The organism is Neobacillus sp. DHD-1R (assembly GCF_057747995.1).
The window spans coordinates 3,408,231-3,427,948 of sequence record NZ_CM173232.1; the positions used below are offsets into that span (position 1 = coordinate 3,408,231).

A 19,718-nucleotide genomic window follows, 5' to 3' on the forward strand; every position below is an offset into this window, starting at 1 on the left:
AAACGTATTCTCGCTGTTGATCACTGGAGATTCAGGGAACGGGCCAGGCGGTTGAGTCGGTAATTTTGGCGCACCCATTTTATCAACTCCTAACCTAAACGAATTTCAGTCGTTTTATTTGTTTCTAAATCCGTTAAGTGAACGGCACAAGCAAGACATGGGTCAAACGAATGGATGATCCGCATAATTTCGAGCGGCTGCTCTTTATTTAACATTGGTGTACCTTTAAGTGCTGCCTCATAGGCACCGATGTTATTTTTATGATCACGTGGTGAAGCATTCCATGTGGATGGGACTACAGCTTGATAATTATTTGTTTTTCCATCCTTAATATCAATCCAGTGACCGAGGGCACCGCGTGGTGCTTCCATCCAGCCTACACCTTTTGCACGTTCAGGCCATGTACTTGGATCCCATTTTGAACGATCAAACGTTGTTTGGTTGCCACTCTTCACATTTTTCAATAATTCATCCATATCATTACGCAGCCAACCGGAAATTAAGACTGTTTCGAGACCACGAGCAACGGTTCTTCCTAATGCTGATTGCAATGCAGTTATAGGTAAGCCGAGTTTTTGCAAGGTATCATCAACAATATTCACAATTTCTTCCTTACCTGATGCATAACCAACCATCATTCTTGCCAATGGGCCCGTTTCCATCGGATGTTCTTTCCAGCGCGGTGCTTTTAGCCAGCTATACTGTTTATCCGTGTCCAATGTTTTAAATGGTGCTTTTGGTCCCGTATAATTGAATGTCGTTTCTCCAACAAATGGATGCTTTCCTTTTCCACCTTTTTCTCCATCATAGGTGTACCAGGAGTGATCAATAAATTCTTGTACGTGTTTAGGATCTTTCAGATCTACATCCAAAACTTCATTAAGATTTCCGTTTAAGATAATCCCTCTTGGCATCCGGTAAAGTTTCGTATCATAAATACTGCCCGTAGAGAAGTCACCATAACACAGGTAATTATTTAAGCCGCCGCCATAGGTCCAATCTTTATAAAATGACCCAACTGCTAGTAAATCAGGAATATAAACTTGCGTGACAAATTCTCTTGCTTGGTCAATTAGCTGTGATACATGCATTAATCTTTCTGCATGCACGCCATTATCACTGTCAATATCTAGCGGTGTAGCCATTCCTCCCACGACATAGTGTGGATGAGGGTTTTTACCGCCAAAGATGGTATGTATTTTAACGATTTCTTTTTGCCAATCTAATGCTTCTAAGTAGTGGGCAACCGCTAGTAAATTCACTTCTGGAGGAAGTTTGTAGGCTTTATGACCCCAATAACCATTTGCAAACATTCCTAATTGACCGCTTTCCACTAATTTCTTTACTTTGTTTTGGACATCTGTGAAATAGCCCGGAGATGACTTTGGCCAGCTTGAAATAGACTGAGCCAGCTTGGATGTCTCTGCTGGATTTGCACTGATAGCACTGACTACATCGACCCAATCCAATGCATGTAAATGATAAAAATGGACAATATGGTCATGAACAAAAAGCGTTTCATTCATAATGTCACGAATTAAATGACCATTTCTTGGAATGTCAATTTTTAACGCATCTTCAACTGAACGAATGGATGCAAGGGCGTGCACGGTTGTACAAACACCACATATTCTTTGTACATATGCCCAAATATCACGCGGGTCACGGTCTTTTACAATTAATTCAAGACCACGGACAGCTGTTCCGGAACTATAGGCTTCTTTAATAACACCTTTATCATCTACGTCTACTTCTACACGAAGGTGACCTTCAATTCTTGTTATTGGATCTACAACAATGCGCTCACTCATGTTCCTCACCTCGTTTTTCGTCGATCTTCTTCTTGACAACCGTTCCTGCCGCATGTACAGCAATCCCGGCCGTTGTTACGCCAATCGCTGCTAATCCGACTGCATCAGGATTGATGGTTGTTTGTGTTCCAGGTATTTTGGCTCTGCGTGTATAGAAAGGACCATTATCCCAGAAGTCTTTTTCAGAACAGCCGATGCACGGGTTACCGGATTGAATAGGATAGCTTACGCCGCCATTCCAGCGCATTTCCGCACATGAGTTGTAGGTGGTTGGGCCTTTACAGCCCACTTTATATAAGCAATAACCTTGTTTAGCCCCTTCATCATCAAAGGACTCCACAAATAAACCTGCATCAAAATAAGCACGTCGATTGCATTTATCATGGATTCGGTGCCGATAGAATGCTTTCGGTCTACCAAAATGATCTAATTCCGGTAATCTCCCAAAAGTTATAATATGAGCAATTACACCCGTCATCACTTCTGCAATTGGCGGGCAGCCAGGAACTAGGATGGTTGGAGTGTTTTTTACAAAACTAGTGACTGGCTTGGCACCGGTAGGATTCGGCTGAGCAGCAGCGATTCCACCCCATGATGAACAAGAGCCATAGGCGATAATCGCTTTTGCGCCTGAGGCCATTTCTAGGAAGGTTTCCTTCGCCGATTGTCCTCCAACCGTTAAGAAGGCATCATCATCAGGGATGCTCCCCTCGACAGCAAGTACATATTCTCCTTTATAATCCTGTAAAACTTTTTTCATGTTAGCCTCTACGTGATAGCCAGAAGGTGCAGATAGTACTTCAGAATATTCTAGTGAAATCATCTCAAGTAAAACGCTTTCAGTCTTTGGTTGCGATGATCGAATAAATGACTCTGAACAACCGGTACAATCCTGGAATTGCAGCCAAACAACAGGTACTCTTGTCTTTATTTCCATGGCCTTCACCACTTGGTCTGACTGTGTAAACTCTAGACCTAGTGTGGCAGCTAATGCCGTACACATTTTTAAGAAGTCACGCCGGCTAAAACCATGGTCGATCGCGGCTTCATATACTGTTTTCTGTCTCTTCATCCGCTAACCCCTCCACCTATCATAAAAATAAGTAAAAACTTGTTTTCAAGAAAATTTTAGTACAGTCATAGGCCATTCGTCCTGAATTTTCAAAAAAGTACACAAAGTATCCTTAACTGCATTCTTATACTAATTTGTTTTTAAAAGGTGGGAATGATGTTAACGATAAAAAGACCCTAAGGGCAATATTCCCTTAAGGTCTTTTTGTTGAATATATATTATGCTTTTGCGACTTCTTCTGTTTCATCCTCATTTTCCGCTTCTTGCTGTTTCTTTAATCGTTTGCGATAGACAAACTTAGATAAATTTATGCTTACTTCATAAAGAAGTAAGAGCGGCAAAGTTACCACAAAATCAGACATGAAATCTGGTGGTGTGATGACAACAGCAATAATAATCAGTACAAAATAGGCATATTTACGAATTTTTGCTAAAACAAATGGATTAATAATTCCAAGTGAGGTTAAAAACATCACTACTACAGGAAGCTCGAACAAAACGCCAAATGGAAGGGTCATATTCATTATAAAGCGGAAATACTTTTCAGCCGTAAAGTTTGTGACAAACATATCTTGACCCATATTCACTAAAAAGTCTAGGACCATTGGAAAAATGGCAAAATATCCGAATGCAAGACCCAAGATAAATAAGATAAATAAAGCGGGAACATATGAAACGGTTATTTTTCTTTCAACTGGCCTTAATGCAGGCCTTACAAACAACCAAATTTGCAATGCTAAGACCGGAATTGTACCTGTAATGGCAACAACGCCTGCAAGCATAAAATAAATCCACATAATATCACTAGGTCCGAGAACCAGCAGTTTCGTATTGCCAACAAACCATCTATAGATATCGTCTACATAAATAAATCCAACGATAAAAAAGACGACAAATGCTAGCGCCGAAATAATAATCCGTTTTCGTAATTCCTCTAAATGATCAACTAAATTTAATTCTTTATCATCCATGTACTTCCCCTGCCAATTTCAAAGGTTGAAAAATGGACACGTGTGTGCAATCTCTCAGCAAACAGACTAGTTGTTCCTTACAAGGAAATACTAAACCGTTATATTGCTTGAAAGGTTACCATGTTTTCACGCATCCTTATAGTTATAAACTTCGAGAGAAAAAGGTGCAAGACATAATATCTTACACCTTATTTAGTCAAATTTTTCTTTTCTTCGTTAATGTCTTCCATTACATCCTCTGTCAGTTCGCGGGTAGACTTTTTAAATTCTTTTAATGTTTGACCGAAGGCTTTTCCGATTTCCGGGAGTTTCTTAGGTCCAAAAATAATCAGTGCCAATGTTAAGATCAAGATTAATCCGGGTATTCCAATATTAGAAAACATGGATTTACATCCCCTTTAATTGTTGTATATTTCTACTATGATTATAGTATTGAAACATCTTTTTGCGTTAATAAACGGTTATAATTCATAGTAATTTCACAATATCTAATAAAAATGGAAGAAATGTGATATTTAGCATTTTCTTTTTTAATAAACCTTCACTATAGACAATTTAACAATTTCAATTAATTAAGTCAATGTCCGTAGTCTACTTTTTTCGCTGATAGATCCTATATTCATAATCATAGGGATTTTTCTCATTTTTTATCCCTTTTTCAGAAGATGATAAAACCCACTGGTCAAGCGTAAATGCTGGAAAGTAAGTGTCCCCTTCAAATTTTTCATCAATATAGGTTATATAGAGACAATCTACATATGGAAATGTCTCTCGAAAAATTTCTGCTCCGCCAATGACAAAGATTTCTTCTTTTATCTCACGGCTATAATTTACAAATTCCTCGACTGAGTAAAAAACAGTACATTCTGCACTATGGTAGTCAGGATTGCGGGTTATGATGATATTTTCTCTGCCTGGAAGAACACGGCCAATCGATTCATGTGTTTTTCTTCCCATAGCAATAGGATGTCCCATTGTTACCCTTTTAAAAAATTTCAAATCCTCTGGCAAATGCCATGGCAGCTGATTGTTTTTTCCGATCACACGATTTTTATCCATCGCAACGATAAAGGAAATCATACACTGACGACTCCTTTGATATGTGGATGTGGATCATAGCCTTCTAACGTGAAATCTTCATATTCAAACGAATAGATATCCTTCACGTTCGGATTGATTTTTAAGGTTGGCAATGCCCGCGGCTCTCTTTCCATTTGTATTTTCACCTGTTCAAGATGATTCTGATAGATATGAACATCCCCAAATGTATGGACAAATTCGCCTGGCTGTAAATCGCACACCTGGGCAATCATGAGGGTTAAAAGTGCATAGGAAGCTATATTAAATGGCACACCAAGAAATACATCGGCGGAACGTTGATAGAGCTGACAGGATAATTTTCCATCGGCCACGTAAAATTGGAACATGCAATGACATGGTGGTAATGCCATATTATCGATTTCTGCTACATTCCATGCATTCACAAGCAATCTGCGTGAATTGGGATTTGTTTTAATTTGCCCGATTAATTCGCTGATTTGATCAACCGTTTTCCCATCGGCACCTGTCCAAGAACGCCACTGATGACCATAGACAGGCCCTAATTCTCCGTTCTCGTCTGCCCATTCATTCCAGATGCGGACTCCATGATCCTGAAGATAGCGAACATTGGTATCACCTTTCAAGAACCATAGTAATTCATAAATAATTGATTTAAGGTGCAATTTCTTTGTTGTTAGGAGTGGAAAACCATCCTCCAGGTTAAATCTCATTTGGTAGCCAAAGGTACTAATCGTTCCGGTACCTGTCCGGTCACCTTTTACAGTACCATTTTTCAATACATGCTCACAAAGTTCTAAATATTGTTTCAAGTCCGACACTCCTATCTTTACATCCATTCCATTTTAACACAAACCTAGATTTCCTTTTCAATAAATTGATACGTATATGGAGCTTTTTTGCGCAAGATTTCTTTAGTCTCTGGACTTAAATAGTACATCGCAAACGTTTCCGCAAAATACTCTTCACGATATAAAAAATAGTTGTTATTTGGAAACAATGACTCATGCTCTTTCTCCCAAATACGTTGAAATGCCTCTGTCCCACTAACATCCCCCAAAACATATTTGTCAATCGAATGTGCTAGTTCATGTAATTCTAAATTAACCGAGCTGTGACCCCTTCCTGGTTCACTGGAACCAATTTTAGCAAGTACAACTTGGGAGCCGCCAATACCAGGAACATCATCCCATGTTAATTGATTTTGGTACCCGCGTGGAACTTGCCCCCCCAATTGTTTCGCTGTAGGATTATCTGTAAGTTTACCGGTGAAAAGCTTAACCTTTATTCCATGTTGAGTGATTTTTTTCAAAAGAGAGGTAGGTAAAGATCCGATTCGTATTATCATGGCTGCCGCTTCATTCTGATCAAACGCCTGCTTTGGCAACACAATGATTTGCTCTAACTCTTGTAAGGATGGATTTCTTTTAAGTGATTGATAGAGGAATGAGCCTCTTGAATAATCTCCAAGTATAATTCCATCAAATGAAGCCTGTGAAGTCGTGATAGAAGATAAAAACAGTCCAGCAATGAACAAACTAACAATCCATTTTGGCATATTATTTTACCCCCCATTTTATATGTTTAATAGAAATTATATCATGGGGGAATAAGTAGAGCTAGTTGTAACTTTAAAGGAAAAACTGGTAGATAATATAAAAAAGAGAAGCTGCATCAATTCAGCAACTTCTCCATTTAATGATTAAACCTCTAAACCAAAGTTTCGGCAAAGGGCTGCCAAACCGCCTGCGAAACCACTTCCAACAGCGTTAAATTTCCAATCACCGTTATGACGATACAGTTCGCAAATTACAACAGCTGTTTCAACTGAAAAGTCTTCGCCTAAATCAAAGCGGAGAACCTCTCTATCTGTCTCCTCATCCATTAGACGAACAAAGGCATTGGAGACTTGACCAAAATTTTGATTTCTTGCTTCAGCCTCATGGATCGTGACTGTTATCGCAATTCGATGCACATGGGATGGAACTTTGCTAAAATCAATCTTAATTTGTTCATCATCACCGTCCCCTTCACCAGTTCGGTTATCACCTGTATGTTCGACGGCTCCTGAAGGATCCACTAAGTTATTATAAAAAATAAAGTCGGCATCCTGAATCACTCTGCTGTTTGCATCGGTTAAGAAAGCAGAAGCATCCAAGTCAAAGTCATGACCACCGTGATAGCGGTTCGTATCCCAACCAAGCCCGACAATCACCTTGGTTAACCCAGGATTTGTTTTGGTTAAATCAATTCTCTGTCCTTTTGCTAAGTTAATACCCAAATAGATCACCTCTTTACGAGCTTTTACAAAACACTTGTATACATAAATTTCAACTTTTGAAGCTACTAACAGGCGCTAGCACTTTATAATTAGCTATAAGAACGTACAACTTCACTAAGGCTGGCTGCATTCGTGCCGCTGCCGATTGCAGCAAATTTCCAATCAGTGCCGTGGCGATAAATCTCACCTGTTACAAGACATGTTAGTCCACTATAATTATCGGATAAGTTGTAATGGATAAGTTCTTGATTATTGCCTGGATTCACAATACGGATAAACGCATTTTGAATCATGCCAAAATGTTGTTTTCTCTTAACACAATCATAAATATTTACCACGAAAACAAGCTTTTGAATATGGGACGGTATTCTGCTTAAATCGACCATGATTTGCTCATCATCGCCATCTCCGTCACCTGTCAGGTTATCACCTGAATGTTGGACGCTGCCGTCATTGCTTTTTAAGTTTCCAAAGTAAATGACATCCTTATTGTTTTGCAGCTTATCATTGGCGCCTAGCATAATTACAGAGGCATCGCAATCAACATTGGCAGAGCCGCCGCCGCCGAATAAACCGCCTAACAAACCGCCGCCCTTTCCGCTTTGGACTGGATCCCAGCCTAAACCTACCATGATTTTAGATAACCCTGGATTACTCTTCGTTAAATCAACTCGTTGACCTTTTTGCAAATTAATAGCCAAATCATTCACCCCATTAAATTATTTAGTAAATAATAACCATATAGTAACTATGATTGTTTCAATTTTTTAAAGTTTTCCTGCAGTTGTTCTAGACGCTTAGTCCCCTCAATACGGGCCCGTTTATTCTCTTCTTCAATGGCTCTCGTTTCCTGCATTCCTTTGATGATAACATTCCAGGATTCTTCAATCGTCTCAATTTTAATACTTGGACCACCGGCTAATCTTGCAATATCGGTGCTTTGCTGCGAAATGTTCTGAGCATTTTTAAGCAGCATTTCATTTGTCCTGCGATCAAGTTCACTCATCGAATCAGCAACAAGCTTTTGTCTTTTCGCTGCGACTGCTTGAATTAAACCATTTTTAAAAATTGGGATTGTCGTAACAAAGGCAGAATTTATTTTTCCAATTAGTTTGGTATTACCTCTTTGTAGTAAGCGGATTTGCGGTGCTGTCTGTAAAGAAACCATTTTTGCCATTTCTAAATCATATATCCTTTGCTCTAACAGTTCGATCGCATTCTTTAATGAATCCAACTGCATGGACGCGAGCTGGTCACCGGCAGCAACACGTGCTTCAAGCTGTGGAAGCTGTGTGTTTTTCAAGTCTTCTACCTTTAATTCACCAGCTACAATATATTTTTCAAGTGTTAAATAATATTGATAATTTTGTTCATACATTTGCTCAAGCATATTGGTAGCATCGACCATTTCATGCTGGTATTTCGAAATTTCCACATATACTTTGTCAATTTCCGAACCCATGGTCTGGTACTTGCCAAATAACTTGTCGACCATTTTTTCGCCCTTTTTAAAAAGCTTTCCAAAAAAGCCGCCTGAAGTCTTTTGAAAATCTTTCGCATCGAATTTATCCATGATGCGGCCCAAATGCTTCAGAAGTTCACCTGAATCTTCCACTTTTGTCGTCCGCATATTGCTTAATATTTGATCAGAAAACCGCGAGATTTGCACTGCAGGCTCTTTCCCAAATTCTAATATTTGAATTTGATCACGTTCATCAATCGTACGGGCTAAATTTTGAATTTCTGGTTCTTTGCGAAGTGCCAGTTTTATATCAGACACTTTTGTTTCCGTAAGGACATCCTCTGTCCCTGTTGGTGTTAAACCACTAGATGGATTTGGCGATAAGCTCACTGTTTAATCTCCCCTTAAATTTTTTAAGATTCCTTGAAAAAGACCTTTTTTGAATAGTGATGGCTCTTTGAATTCCAGGTCAAATACCACGTCATCAAGCCAGTGTTTATCAAATAATCGTTCATCGAGATAATTTTCAATATCATTATGCCCTGGTGGGTTGTACAGAATGATATCAATCCCAAATTGATTAAGGAGCAGCAGCAATGCCGCATCCGACCTTGATAGGGGTCCATTCGTTTCGTTATTGTAAATCATTAATTTCGGAACATGCTGAGAGTAATCGAATCTCTCCATTAATTGAATGATTGGTTTAGGCATAAACATCGCCTGCGTAAACAAAAACATCTTTACATCTTCGATACTTTCAGTCGGGAAAGGTTTTAATCCTGGCTTCTCACAGGTATGTCTAATGGCGGTGGCAATTCCTTTTTGAAGACCCGTAGCTAAAAAAGAATAGGGCCAATAATGTGCTTGCATGATCTTTTCTGGTACCGCCAGACCATCTTTGCCAAGAGCGTTTCGATAATGAAAGCGAAAATCACTTGTGCTTGGAATCGTAAACGGCAGCTTTCGAATCAATAAGCTATGATCTAATTGGCTTAGAGAATGAAGTCGATCCCAGTATTCTTTACGATTTTTACTTACACCTTGTACTTTTGCAAATATAGATGGAATTTTAACTTGTCCGTTCCTCACCTCAAAATCGGGGCGTATCATGGCGATCTCTTTACAAAGAATAAAAAGTTCGTCATAGGTTGTTTTCAACGTCAGTGATGATGGCGTGTAATCCCTTAATTGCCAAGGTTTATATAGTCCCGAACCCTCTTGGTTTAAGATCGTTTCAATTTCTTTTGAGGCCCGATAGGCGACGGTTGTTTTCCGAGTTCGTTTTTCTTTGGGAAATGGCTCTGCAGGCTGCTTATTTGGGAAATGATGAGTAAATATTGGTTCATCAATCATTCCTGATAAAATATCGCTGCCTTCTGGATGGAAAATAACGATATCACAGCCAAGCTTGATTAAATAATATAAAAAATATTGATGACTTTTTTTAAAATTCCCATACCACAAAAATTTGGGCATCGCATGTTTGGGGTCTGCATGCTCCAACTCTGGTTGTAAGTGGTTGATTGACCACTTGACAAGGTCGACGAGAATTCGCCTTAACTCATGATTTTTCAGCCCGTTAGACTCAAGTTTTGTAAACAGCTCTAGTGTGGAAATCATGGCTTCTCTTAATTTCCGATGGACCACTGGCACCTTTGATTTGAGCAAAAGCTGTTCCCCATCAAGAAATGCCGCGAAACGGTTAATCGACAGCTTCTGATCATTATTAATATTAATCACTTTTTGAATGGCTTGGAAGTGAGCATTATTAATCGTTTTATCAAAGGAATCCTCACTAAGTAATTGCAAATTCCATTCTTTATTATGGACGTAATCAAATAACTGGTTATAATAATCATCCGTGTCAATTGGTATTCCAAAAAACTTTCCTAGTACTTGCCCAATTTGAATTGTGCCATTTTCCAATGAATAATTTGGCCGTTCCGGCAGTGTTTTTTTTAGCACACCCTGCCAATTTTCATATGAAAGGGATACAGGACGGACGTTTAATTGATTTAATGGTGGATACATTCATAATCCCTTCCCTCTAAAAGCGAAAGCTTTCATTCACAAATTAGAAAAAGCAATCTTTGAGAATTGTCCAGCTTTAGCGACTAGCAAATTATGTAAGGTTTCCTTATCATCATATCACAGTTAATTAATTGGTTCATTTGTTTATACGAAAGAGACAAAAAAATGTTTCATTCTCTCGGTTATTACCTCTTTTTTCACCTTTTTCCTTGTCCTTACATACTATTTGAGTACTCACACTAAAGTAGGTGACTCGAATGAGATTTTTATATAAGCGGCCAAGGATGGAACAGGTACACGAGGAATTAAATACACTTATGGAAGTAATGGTATCCGACCTATTTGTCTACCTCGATTTATTTGTATTCAGCCTTATCTTTACGATACTACTTTCTCCAGCGATCCAATCACTAACCATGTCTATCCTATTCTTCTTTGTCTGTTTTAGTTTATTTTCTTGTTTTTACTATTTTATATTAAATCGCAGCACGAAAAAAAATTAGTTTGTAAGTGATAATAGTTGATGGAATTGTTGGAGAATCTCATCCCCAGCACTAACACCGCTATGTTCTGTAAGAAAGTGGCTATCAGTGCCTGACACTCTTGCCAGCACCTTGGCAAGCTCCCCATGATTGGGTACAAATCGATATTGGCAGTTCTGCAAAAAGTCCCAATCCAAAATGGAGTCCCCTGCCCCTGCAAACGCCTTCGACCCTTCTATTTTACAAATATAGTCGAGCGCGATACCTTTACTGATTGCCTTCGGAATAAAGTAGAGTTTCCTGCCTTGCAAGGATATCCTCCAACCATATTTAGCGGCCACAATTTGGATCGACTCTTGTTCAGAAGCAGATGGAAGACAATTTAGTATGTAATAAAAAAAGTAAGTTTCTGCCTGCTTCTTTTCCCCGTTAAGATGGAACCCTTCCCTTTGTAAAATAGAAAGTAATTCCACTTGTGAAACAGATTCCAAGTGCAAGCTTTTGTGAATGGCGGTTGACCAATCCTTCATCGGCACACCCTGATAAAGAATATTGGCACCATTTGCGGTAATCGCATATTTAATGGGAATCTCCCGTTCAAAAATGACAAATCTCTTAAATTGCGCAGTTGTCCTCGTAGTAACTGGTACAAATAAACATTGCTGTGATAGCTCTTTTAACTTAAGAAAAGAGCTTTCCATCATATAACCTACCCAGTTGCCATCCTTTTGTTCAACTGGTCTAAGAATGGATTCTCTCGGTTCCCCAAACTCTTCTATTGCTCGTTTGGAATACATCAAGGTCCGGTCAAGATCGGAAGCAAAGATCATGATGACATCCCCTTAACCGATTTAATGATACCGCAGCATAAATATTTCAATTTAGGATATGGCACAACCTCGACACCTTTCTCCGCAGCCAGCATGAGGATGTGTCTCACAAATGGACTTGAAGGATCCCGCATTAAAATTTTCCAAGGAACCCTGCGAAGTAGAACTCTTGTCGTCTCACCTACACCTGGTTTGATATAATTGGTGTTTTCAATGGAAAATTCTGCTTGAATTCTTTTAACATCTTCCATTCCTAAGAACCCGGTTTCAATCGTCTCATGAATTCTATCAGAAGCAATCGTCTCGGCTTTTTTCCAAACATGGTCAAACTCATATGTAATCAATTCAATAAATTCATTTGAGACATCGTCATCGAGTAGGTTACGGTAAAATTTAGCTCCATGAAAGTCTTCTTTTCCGATGTATAGATCATTTAGTACGGTCCTGCTTACCAATCCGGAAACGGTTGAGTTTAAACAAGCACTAGGAATTAAAAAGTCCTCTCTTGTTCCAAAAAGACTTGTGCAGTGACCTGGATCAGCAAGCACGGCAAGGGTATCATCAAGTTTAATGCTAGTTTTTTTACTATATTCATGGCAGGCCTTTGTTAATTCTATCGATATCGCCCCCTTACCTGTCCAGCCATCTACAAATTGAATGATGCCTTCCGGATGGGCTTGAGAAATATATTGAAGTGCATTTTCGTCAATCCCGCGATCACGGATGATTGAAATACTATAATGCGGTAAGGAAACAGCGTAGCGCATATAAATATATCTTTTAATTAAAATGCCAACAGGTGTCCCGGCCCGCGCAAGAGAAACAAGTACTGCTTTTTTACCCTTTAATTGATAGATTTGTTCCGCTACTATCCCAACACATAAAGCCATTTTTTGTTTATACTCTTGCAATGTATTCCAAAATAAATCGACATACTTTTTTGGCGGCTGGTACTCAATTGGCAAGGACTCACTATAATGTCCCCCTGATTGGATCTTTGATTCTCGATTTACTGCGGAATCTTCAAGCTTTACTTCACTAAGATCCTTTAATAAAAAAAGAACATCCTCTTCACGATAGGTTCCTATTTTAGCTGGTTTATTAGTTATTTTTTGCATATTCTTCACCCCTGTCTCCTGAAAAAAAGACAATTTTAATCGATTTTATCATTGTTTTTTCTAGTTCTTTAAGCATTGACTGCAGTTGATCATTATCTACTTTTCTTTCGAAAAAGATGAATAATTCGTCATATTGTCCCGGAGGAATATTATAAACAAAATGAGTAACCTCCTGGTCCTCTGGATTGGAAAAGTTACTTCCAAATCTTGCCCCGTAACCCTCTATGTTCTCGAAAAAGATTGGGCTTCTTGTAGTAGACTGGTAAAATACATCTTTGCCCATTTCAGCTGCCAATTTCATTGGCAAATACATAAATTCTCCAGTTCCAAGACATAATGTACTTTTCCCAGTCCTTGTTTGTTTTAAGAATGTTGCTGCTGCAGAAACCATTTCGTGGAGAGATCTATTTTCTAGACTACTTAAACCAAACCGTCCTGTCTCCTTAATAAAACGTGCTTTATTCAACGGGTTCCTTGATGAAAAAGTCGTCTCCGTGAAATAGGAGGAAAGATCAATTACCTCGATTGACGGAACCCTATACTCATACCATCTATTCAATTTTGCTTGGTTTTCGATTTCTTTTAATTTGTGCACCTTTACTTGACCTGATAATAGGCTAACAACATTAATATTAATCCCTAATTTTTGCTCAAGACTTGAAAACTTTTGTTGATTTTCTTGTGAACGCCAGTCCAAAATACTTACAACCGTATAAACATTTCTAGGGTATTTAGCCTGAATAGATTGAATAATATTTAAGGCCGTTTTTCCCGTTGTAATTTCATCATCAACCAGAATAATCTCACGTTGATGATCGATCATTTCTGTAGGAATATAACAGCGATGGGAGGTTGCGTGAGAATGCTCCTCCTCAAACGTTAGCACAGGACTTCCTTCATTGATTACTTCTCTGGTCGTATGAAAAAACGCCGCCGCTTCAAAACAATCAAAGAAAGCATGTCCGAGAGCTGTAGCTGTCTCAGCAAAACCAATCACCACAGGATTAATGGCTGCCGGAATAAATGTGTGACTTTTAAAGGAATCACCTGCAAAAAAGGAGGACAACAAGCTTGTTTTTTCCCCATATCCCAATCCTCTGACCGATTCTCCATATCGAGTGGCTAGCATTGCCGCAATAAGCAAACCTTTGCTAGGGTCTATCGGCAAATGTTTACCTAAAACCTTACTTACGAACAAAAATGATCGCTTCTTATTTATTCGGGCCGCCATTGTAAATAGCTCTTCAATGGGAATATAATACGGATTTTCAACTATTTCTAATTCCGTCTCAATTGAGTCAAGGATGTTATACGTGTACTTCTTTTTTAATAAGGTCGATGTTTGTATATTCTTCATGTAACACCCCGTAAAGCTGTGATTTTAAGAGAATTTTCTTTGCCCAGTAGTAATGAGGCTTAATTTCGTTCATTTTATTTGCGAAGTCGCTTTTCATAACCCCGTTATTTCCTATACTGACATTTACTATATTGCTAGCATCCACGTATTCTTCGTAAGAAACAACATTAAGAGCTTGAACGACTTTGATATGTGATGGATGGATGATTGTTTTACCGGTTAACCCATTACTAATATCCATAAGGATTTCACGAATCAACCCATCCATGTTTTGATCAATTAACTTGGCTCTCCACTTCAGTCCCTCATCTCCATACCGCTCACGAAATGGAGTTTGACGAAGCTGTGGTTTCAACATTCTTTTGGCAGAGGAAAAATATTCCCAAACTGGCCCTGAAACCACATATGGACTCTCATACCGTTGAAAAACATTTATGATATCAGAAATGCAATCTCTTAATACAGCAATATCATAGACAGTTGAGTCCACACTTCTTCGGATTCCGTAAAAGCCGCAAAAGTCCGTTGCACCGATTCGAACATTCAGAATATACTTCTTGTATCGATCGAGAAGCTGCTTAATATTCATTAATTCTTCTATTCTCGTATCTTTCTGAATTATTTTGGCTGATTCCAGGATTGGCATAGCATAAAAAGGATTCAAGTTTGAATGTATCTGACGAACCATCTCTAATAATTCTTCACCATGATCAGCACTAAACTTAGGCAGGACCACGCCTGTCAGCACGTGAGTAGCATCTCCTAATTGCTCTGTTACTCGTTTCATTTGTTCAATGTCACGAATTCGAATAAACATGAGCGGTAAATCAACAAAGCTTAATAGGCCTCTATTAATTTCTTTATGTAACTTTACTAGTTCTGTAACAAGCATGCCTTCGGCAACTTGGACTTCGTTATCGCCTACCGCATCTTCGAGATCAATGACAAGAGAGGTTAAACCATCGTGTTTCTTGGAAAGAATTTCTTGGTGGATATTGGGACGTGTTGCTGGCATGTAGAGTGTTGCACCTAATCCATAAGACAAGAGCTCTCGGTTTGTATATTTACTATACTTCTCTGGTTTTCGAAAGAAAAATCGCTCTATTTCATCCTCATAAAAATATGTAAAAAATTCCATGACTATGTTCTCCTCATTTAAAGGTAGGAATTATCTCTTAGTATCTAAAAAAGAGAGGAGGCGACTTTCGTCAGCTCCCCACTCTTTCATTAACATTATGAATTGTTTGCCTTGCTGGCTTCCTTTTTTTGATTCCTAAAGTGGACGACAAAGGTAGCTCCAAACGTAATTAATAAAATGATAAAGAATGTAATATGACCCATTTCAATATGAAATACAGCTAGAAGCATTTTTAAGGCAATAATCAGGATTAAAATATACGCCGATGTTTCAAGTTCTGGCACCCGGTCGATTAATGTTAAAAACACACCTGCAACACCACGCATCATTAACACACCAAGCATACCACCAATTAATAGTACCCAAACGGCTTCACTAACACCAAACGCGGCCAAAACGCTATCAACCGAAAAGGCAATATCCATTAATTCAACCGCAACCACGGTTCCCCAGAAGTTCCCAAATAAGCGAATCAGCAGACCATTTTGGTTCATACCTTTTTCTTCTTGTTCTTCACTTTCAGCACCTTTTCGTTTATCCCAGAAGTACTTAATGGCCAACCAAGCAAGGTAACCAGCTCCTAATATTTTCACCCACCAAAGCTTGATCAGGAGAACACCAATCCCAATGGCAATGAAACGGAACGCATAAGCACCTAATAACCCATAAAATAGGGCTTTTTTCCGTTTTTCTGGTGGTAAATGTTTAACCATAACCGCTAAAACAAGGGCGTTATCAGCAGAAAGTAATCCTTCAAGAATAACCAACGTTCCAATTAGACCCCAACTTACTGGATTTGTTAGAACTTCTCCCCACATTTCCCAATTAAAGAACTGAGAATAAGTGTCTATTATATGTTGTAAAACCGACATTAAGAAAATTCCTCCTAGATTGTAAGCAAAATTAAAAAAAGTGGATGTCCAAAACAAAGATTCAGACCCCTCAACCTCATATACAGTTATAGAAAGCCAACTTATAGCTATATATATTGTTGTAAGCGAGAGGTCAGACCCTTTTGGGACATCCACTCTTCATTTAAAAATATTAACCAATCGATAAGCCAAAATCAGTTGCTAACGCTGCTAATCCACCTTGATAGCCGCTGCCAATGGCACTAAATTTCCATTCACCATTGTGGCGATATAATTCCCCGACCACAATTGCTGTTTCAATCGAGAAGTCCTCACCAAGGTCATAACGAATCAGCTCTTCACCAGTAGCTTCATTAAAAATTCGTGCATAGGCGTTGGAAACCTGTCCAAAGTTCTGATTTCTACTATCAGCATCATGGATGGTAATTGTAAAAGCAATCCGCTGAACGTTTGCAGGAACAGTGGTTAAATTAATTTTAACTTGTTCATCATCACCATCACCAGCACCTGTGCGATTATCACCAGTATGTACAACTGCACCGCCAGCGCCCTGTGGATTATTGTAGAAAACAAAATCGGTTTCATTTGTTACTTTTCCATTTTCACCTAATAGGAAAATGGATGAATCTAAATCGAAATCATTTCCGCCATCATATTTATTGGTGTCCCAGCCAAGTCCAACAATAACATTTGTTAGTCCTGGATTTGTTTTTGTTAAATCAACTTTTTGACCTTTTGATAAACTTACAGCCATTTTTTCATTCCTCCATTTAAGGTAATAGTCTATTTACGAGTTTCTCTTAAAAAGGTTTCATTTATTAAAAAAATTTTTTTATATTTAACTCATCCACTTAGGGGGTGTATTTTTATCCCAATAAATCGATCCTAAGTCATGGTGGCTTTGGAAACCATCATGATAGGTATGATAATGAAAATTAAACCAGTATCCAGCTTTCGGTGGATTGTCTCGCCTTACATGAAAAAGGAGGATATTTTTCCCTGAAACGTCATTTTTTACATTAAAGATTTTTTCAGAATGGCCTGCACCCGGCTGTTCGGTAATCGTAAGATTTTTTAAATCCTCCTCAGGAAACTGGGATGCAGTTTCCTCGAGTGCCTTTTCAATATTCGGTAAAATAATTTCACGAAATTCATTTTCAATAACTGGCTTTATCTTTGTACCAAATTTTTGATAGGACTGTAATTCAGCCTCCTTCGTTAATTGTTCAATAAACTCTTGTTTATTAAACTCTGATTCTTCTATATAACTATTTGCGGAAGCAGCTCTACTTGTTACTGATGTTTCGACAGCATCGTGGTCGCTTAATTTCTCCGCATTAACTGTATTGTTTAGCTGCGTTGGCGTAACAAGGCCAAATGTTAAAATAGAAATCATGACAAAGAGTGATTTACGGAGCCACTTGTTCATGTCTAGTTCACACCTTTATTTTAAGAGATTTTCTAAATATCCGATTCTTACAAATTATTATACTTCTTTTATCAGGAAAATGGAAAAATCAGTTTATATTATTTTCATTATTGTTGATCTTCGGTGCATAAAAAAAAAGGACGTCAGATGACATCCTTCTCATTAGCAATGTGTTTGAAATGCATTCATAAGATTTTCCATAACGGCTTCCATTGGCATGCCTTCAATATCATGTCTTGGAATGAAATGAACAACCTTTTTATCCTTTATTAATGCCATTGAGGGTGAAGAAGGTTCAATTCCTTCAAAATACTCACGCATTTTTGCAGTTGCCTCTTTATCCTGACCGGCAAAAACGGTTACTAGATGTTCTGGCTTATTCTCACTATTTAATATGGCTTGCGTTGCAGCAGGACGTGCTAATCCAGCTGCACAGCCGCAAACAGAATTTACGACAACTAGTGCTGTTCCATCCGTTTTGTCCATAAACGTTTCAACGTCTTCTGGAGTTGTTAACTCCTCGAAGCCCGCTCTTGTTAACTCTTCGCGCATTGGTAAAACCATTTGTTTCATATATTCTTCATATGCATTTGACATGATTAACCACTCCATTTCTTCAGTTTAAGAATACTATAAAATATGCTGTAATTCAAAATTACTGATCTAATTTTCTCGCTTCAGTCATTTGCTTCCAGACAGAACCTTTCGCTTCCTCGCCGCCTTCAATTCTTTCAATTGCCATTTTAACCTGCAGACTTACTTCAAATTCAGGGTCGTTTTCAGCTGCCTGAAGAGCTGGGAGTGATTTTTCATCACCGACTTCATAAAGGAACATCGCTGCCCTCCATCTGACTAATTTACTAGGATCTTGTAATGCCGCTGCCATTTCTTCCGCAGCCTCTGGAAAACCTAAATCAGATAAGCAATCGCCTGCTGTTCTTCTGACTGTTACTGTTTTATCTTTTAACGCCATATATAAAAGAGGCAGCACTTCTTTTTCCTTAATCATACCAAGGTAAACGGTTGCTAGTCTTCGAATAGAAGGTTTCTCATCTGCTAGTGCTTTCTCAAGTACCGGTATATCCTCTATTTCAGGGTCTTCCATTTGCTCTAGCAGTTGATAGCGAACCTGCCAATCCGGTTTATTAAAATCGTCTATGGTTACCTTTTTACGAGCCCGTTTCGATTTATTTTCGGAAGGGGAATCACTTATTTGTGCTTTTGTAACCAGTGCTTCTAAACGGCCTTTAGGATAGGCTGCGATTAATTCCTCGATGATTTCCTGTCCAATTTGGTCAAATTCACCATACCGCACACCTTGATTGTCCCATTTACGTAACAAGATATAATTATCTTCAGGTAGCTGTGCTCGCTCTCTAGCTTTTAAAAAGTAATCAGGCATCCCAAACCTGCGTTCCGTTGAGCTATCTGACAACTTTACTTGAAGTGGAATTTCCTTAAACATTTGTACTTCAACCTTTATTTCACCAAAATGTTCATCCATCTTCTTGCTTTGAGAGGCTTCTTCAGCGTTTTCGCCAAATGCTTGGCGCACTTTCGATAATAATTCCTTCCAATCATATTTAGCGTTTCGTTCCACTGCCAGGAAATCAGCTACATGGTACACACCTTTTATTCCTTCAATTTGGAGGATGGACTGGATGATTGGCGGGGCGTCAGCAGCTGTGTCTTTTTTATAATTATGACTCTTTCCCAGCGGGAGTTCTTGGTCTAAATTGATTTTCATGGTGTTTGGACTTGGCGTCGGTTCAATCGCCTTTATTTTCAATGCAATCACCTAATTC

At 38.6% G+C, this 19,718-nt stretch carries 21 protein-coding genes; 1 reads left to right on the top strand and 20 read right to left on the bottom strand.

The genetic code is table 11. The features are described from left to right. Nucleotides 1-89: 89 nt before the first annotated feature. The 11 genes from AC3ANL_RS16695 to AC3ANL_RS16745 form a co-directional block, all read right to left on the bottom strand. Nucleotides 90-1,811 (bottom strand): nickel-dependent hydrogenase large subunit, encoded by a 1,722-nt coding sequence (locus AC3ANL_RS16695; protein ID WP_488325532.1) that lies wholly within the window; start codon nt 1,809-1,811, stop codon nt 90-92. Next, entirely contained in the window at nt 1,804-2,883 is a 1,080-nt protein-coding gene (locus tag AC3ANL_RS16700; protein ID WP_488325533.1) for a hydrogenase small subunit, read from the bottom strand. The genes AC3ANL_RS16695 and AC3ANL_RS16700 overlap by 8 nt, the downstream gene beginning before the upstream one ends. Nucleotides 2,884-3,101: 218 nt before the next feature. Then, a complete protein-coding gene (gene tatC / locus AC3ANL_RS16705) occupies nt 3,102-3,854 on the bottom strand; it encodes a twin-arginine translocase subunit TatC (RefSeq protein WP_488325534.1) in 753 nt (250 codons plus the stop codon). Between the two features lie 188 nt (nt 3,855-4,042). Continuing rightward, nucleotides 4,043-4,237 (bottom strand): twin-arginine translocase TatA/TatE family subunit, encoded by a 195-nt coding sequence (gene tatA, locus AC3ANL_RS16710; protein ID WP_488325535.1) that lies wholly within the window; start codon nt 4,235-4,237, stop codon nt 4,043-4,045. A gap of 208 nt (nt 4,238-4,445) precedes the next feature. Next, nucleotides 4,446-4,934 (bottom strand): dihydrofolate reductase, encoded by a 489-nt coding sequence (locus AC3ANL_RS16715; RefSeq protein ID WP_488325536.1) that lies wholly within the window; start codon nt 4,932-4,934, stop codon nt 4,446-4,448. Beyond that, nucleotides 4,931-5,725: a thymidylate synthase gene (locus AC3ANL_RS16720; RefSeq protein WP_488325537.1), complete on the bottom strand. Its 795-nt coding sequence runs from the start codon at nt 5,723-5,725 to the stop codon at nt 4,931-4,933. The genes AC3ANL_RS16715 and AC3ANL_RS16720 overlap by 4 nt, the downstream gene beginning before the upstream one ends. Before the next feature lie 44 nt (nt 5,726-5,769). Further along, a complete protein-coding gene (locus tag AC3ANL_RS16725; RefSeq protein WP_488325538.1) occupies nt 5,770-6,471 on the bottom strand; it encodes an anthrax toxin lethal factor-related metalloendopeptidase in 702 nt (233 codons plus the stop codon). A 144-nt stretch (nt 6,472-6,615) separates the two neighbouring features. Continuing rightward, nucleotides 6,616-7,194 (bottom strand): TerD family protein, encoded by a 579-nt coding sequence (locus AC3ANL_RS16730; RefSeq protein ID WP_488325539.1) that lies wholly within the window; start codon nt 7,192-7,194, stop codon nt 6,616-6,618. Between the two features lie 89 nt (nt 7,195-7,283). Further along, complete coding sequence (locus AC3ANL_RS16735; protein ID WP_488325540.1) at nt 7,284-7,895, bottom strand: TerD family protein; 612 nt, start codon at nt 7,893-7,895, stop codon at nt 7,284-7,286. Nucleotides 7,896-7,942: 47 nt separating this feature from the next. Then, on the bottom strand, nt 7,943-9,046 hold the full coding sequence (locus AC3ANL_RS16740; protein WP_488325541.1) for a toxic anion resistance protein: 1,104 nt from the start codon (nt 9,044-9,046) through the stop codon (nt 7,943-7,945). Nucleotides 9,047-9,049: 3 nt separating this feature from the next. Continuing rightward, complete coding sequence (locus AC3ANL_RS16745; RefSeq protein WP_488325542.1) at nt 9,050-10,687, bottom strand: YceG family protein; 1,638 nt, start codon at nt 10,685-10,687, stop codon at nt 9,050-9,052. A 257-nt stretch (nt 10,688-10,944) separates the two neighbouring features. On the opposite strand from AC3ANL_RS16745, the gene AC3ANL_RS16750 reads away from it, so the two are divergent. Continuing rightward, nucleotides 10,945-11,190, top strand: coding sequence for a hypothetical protein (locus AC3ANL_RS16750; protein WP_488325543.1), 246 nt, complete (start codon nt 10,945-10,947; stop codon nt 11,188-11,190). Here AC3ANL_RS16750 and AC3ANL_RS16755 read toward each other — a convergent pair. The 9 genes from AC3ANL_RS16755 to AC3ANL_RS16795 all read right to left on the bottom strand — a co-directional run bounded on the left by AC3ANL_RS16755 (nt 11,187) and on the right by AC3ANL_RS16795 (nt 19,702). Further along, the gene (locus AC3ANL_RS16755; RefSeq protein ID WP_488325544.1) at nt 11,187-11,999 is read right to left on the bottom strand and encodes an HAD family hydrolase; all 813 of its coding nucleotides are present in this window, start codon (nt 11,997-11,999) and stop codon (nt 11,187-11,189) included. The genes AC3ANL_RS16750 and AC3ANL_RS16755 overlap by 4 nt on opposite strands. After that, entirely contained in the window at nt 11,996-13,117 is a 1,122-nt protein-coding gene (locus AC3ANL_RS16760; protein WP_488325545.1) for a cysteine protease StiP family protein, read from the bottom strand. Before AC3ANL_RS16760 ends, AC3ANL_RS16755 begins: the two co-directional genes overlap by 4 nt. Continuing rightward, nucleotides 13,101-14,474 carry a phosphoribosyltransferase family protein gene (locus AC3ANL_RS16765; RefSeq protein ID WP_488325546.1) on the bottom strand — a complete coding sequence of 458 codons (1,374 nt, stop codon included), beginning with the start codon at nt 14,472-14,474 and terminating at the stop codon, nt 13,101-13,103. Before AC3ANL_RS16765 ends, AC3ANL_RS16760 begins: the two co-directional genes overlap by 17 nt. After that, a complete protein-coding gene (locus AC3ANL_RS16770; RefSeq protein ID WP_488325547.1) occupies nt 14,425-15,612 on the bottom strand; it encodes an HpcH/HpaI aldolase/citrate lyase family protein in 1,188 nt (395 codons plus the stop codon). The genes AC3ANL_RS16765 and AC3ANL_RS16770 overlap by 50 nt, the downstream gene beginning before the upstream one ends. 95 nt (nt 15,613-15,707) lie before the next feature. Next, a complete protein-coding gene (locus AC3ANL_RS16775) occupies nt 15,708-16,484 on the bottom strand; it encodes a TerC family protein (RefSeq protein WP_488325548.1) in 777 nt (258 codons plus the stop codon). A gap of 172 nt (nt 16,485-16,656) precedes the next feature. Further along, entirely contained in the window at nt 16,657-17,238 is a 582-nt protein-coding gene (locus tag AC3ANL_RS16780) for a TerD family protein (protein WP_488325549.1), read from the bottom strand. Between the two features lie 84 nt (nt 17,239-17,322). After that, on the bottom strand, nt 17,323-17,913 hold the full coding sequence (locus AC3ANL_RS16785; protein ID WP_488325550.1) for a YpjP family protein: 591 nt from the start codon (nt 17,911-17,913) through the stop codon (nt 17,323-17,325). Nucleotides 17,914-18,075: 162 nt separating this feature from the next. Next, nucleotides 18,076-18,510 carry a BrxA/BrxB family bacilliredoxin gene (locus tag AC3ANL_RS16790; protein WP_488325551.1) on the bottom strand — a complete coding sequence of 145 codons (435 nt, stop codon included), beginning with the start codon at nt 18,508-18,510 and terminating at the stop codon, nt 18,076-18,078. 58 nt (nt 18,511-18,568) lie between these two features. Beyond that, the gene (locus AC3ANL_RS16795) at nt 18,569-19,702 is read right to left on the bottom strand and encodes a conserved virulence factor C family protein (protein WP_488325552.1); all 1,134 of its coding nucleotides are present in this window, start codon (nt 19,700-19,702) and stop codon (nt 18,569-18,571) included. Nucleotides 19,703-19,718: the final 16 nt, after the last annotated feature.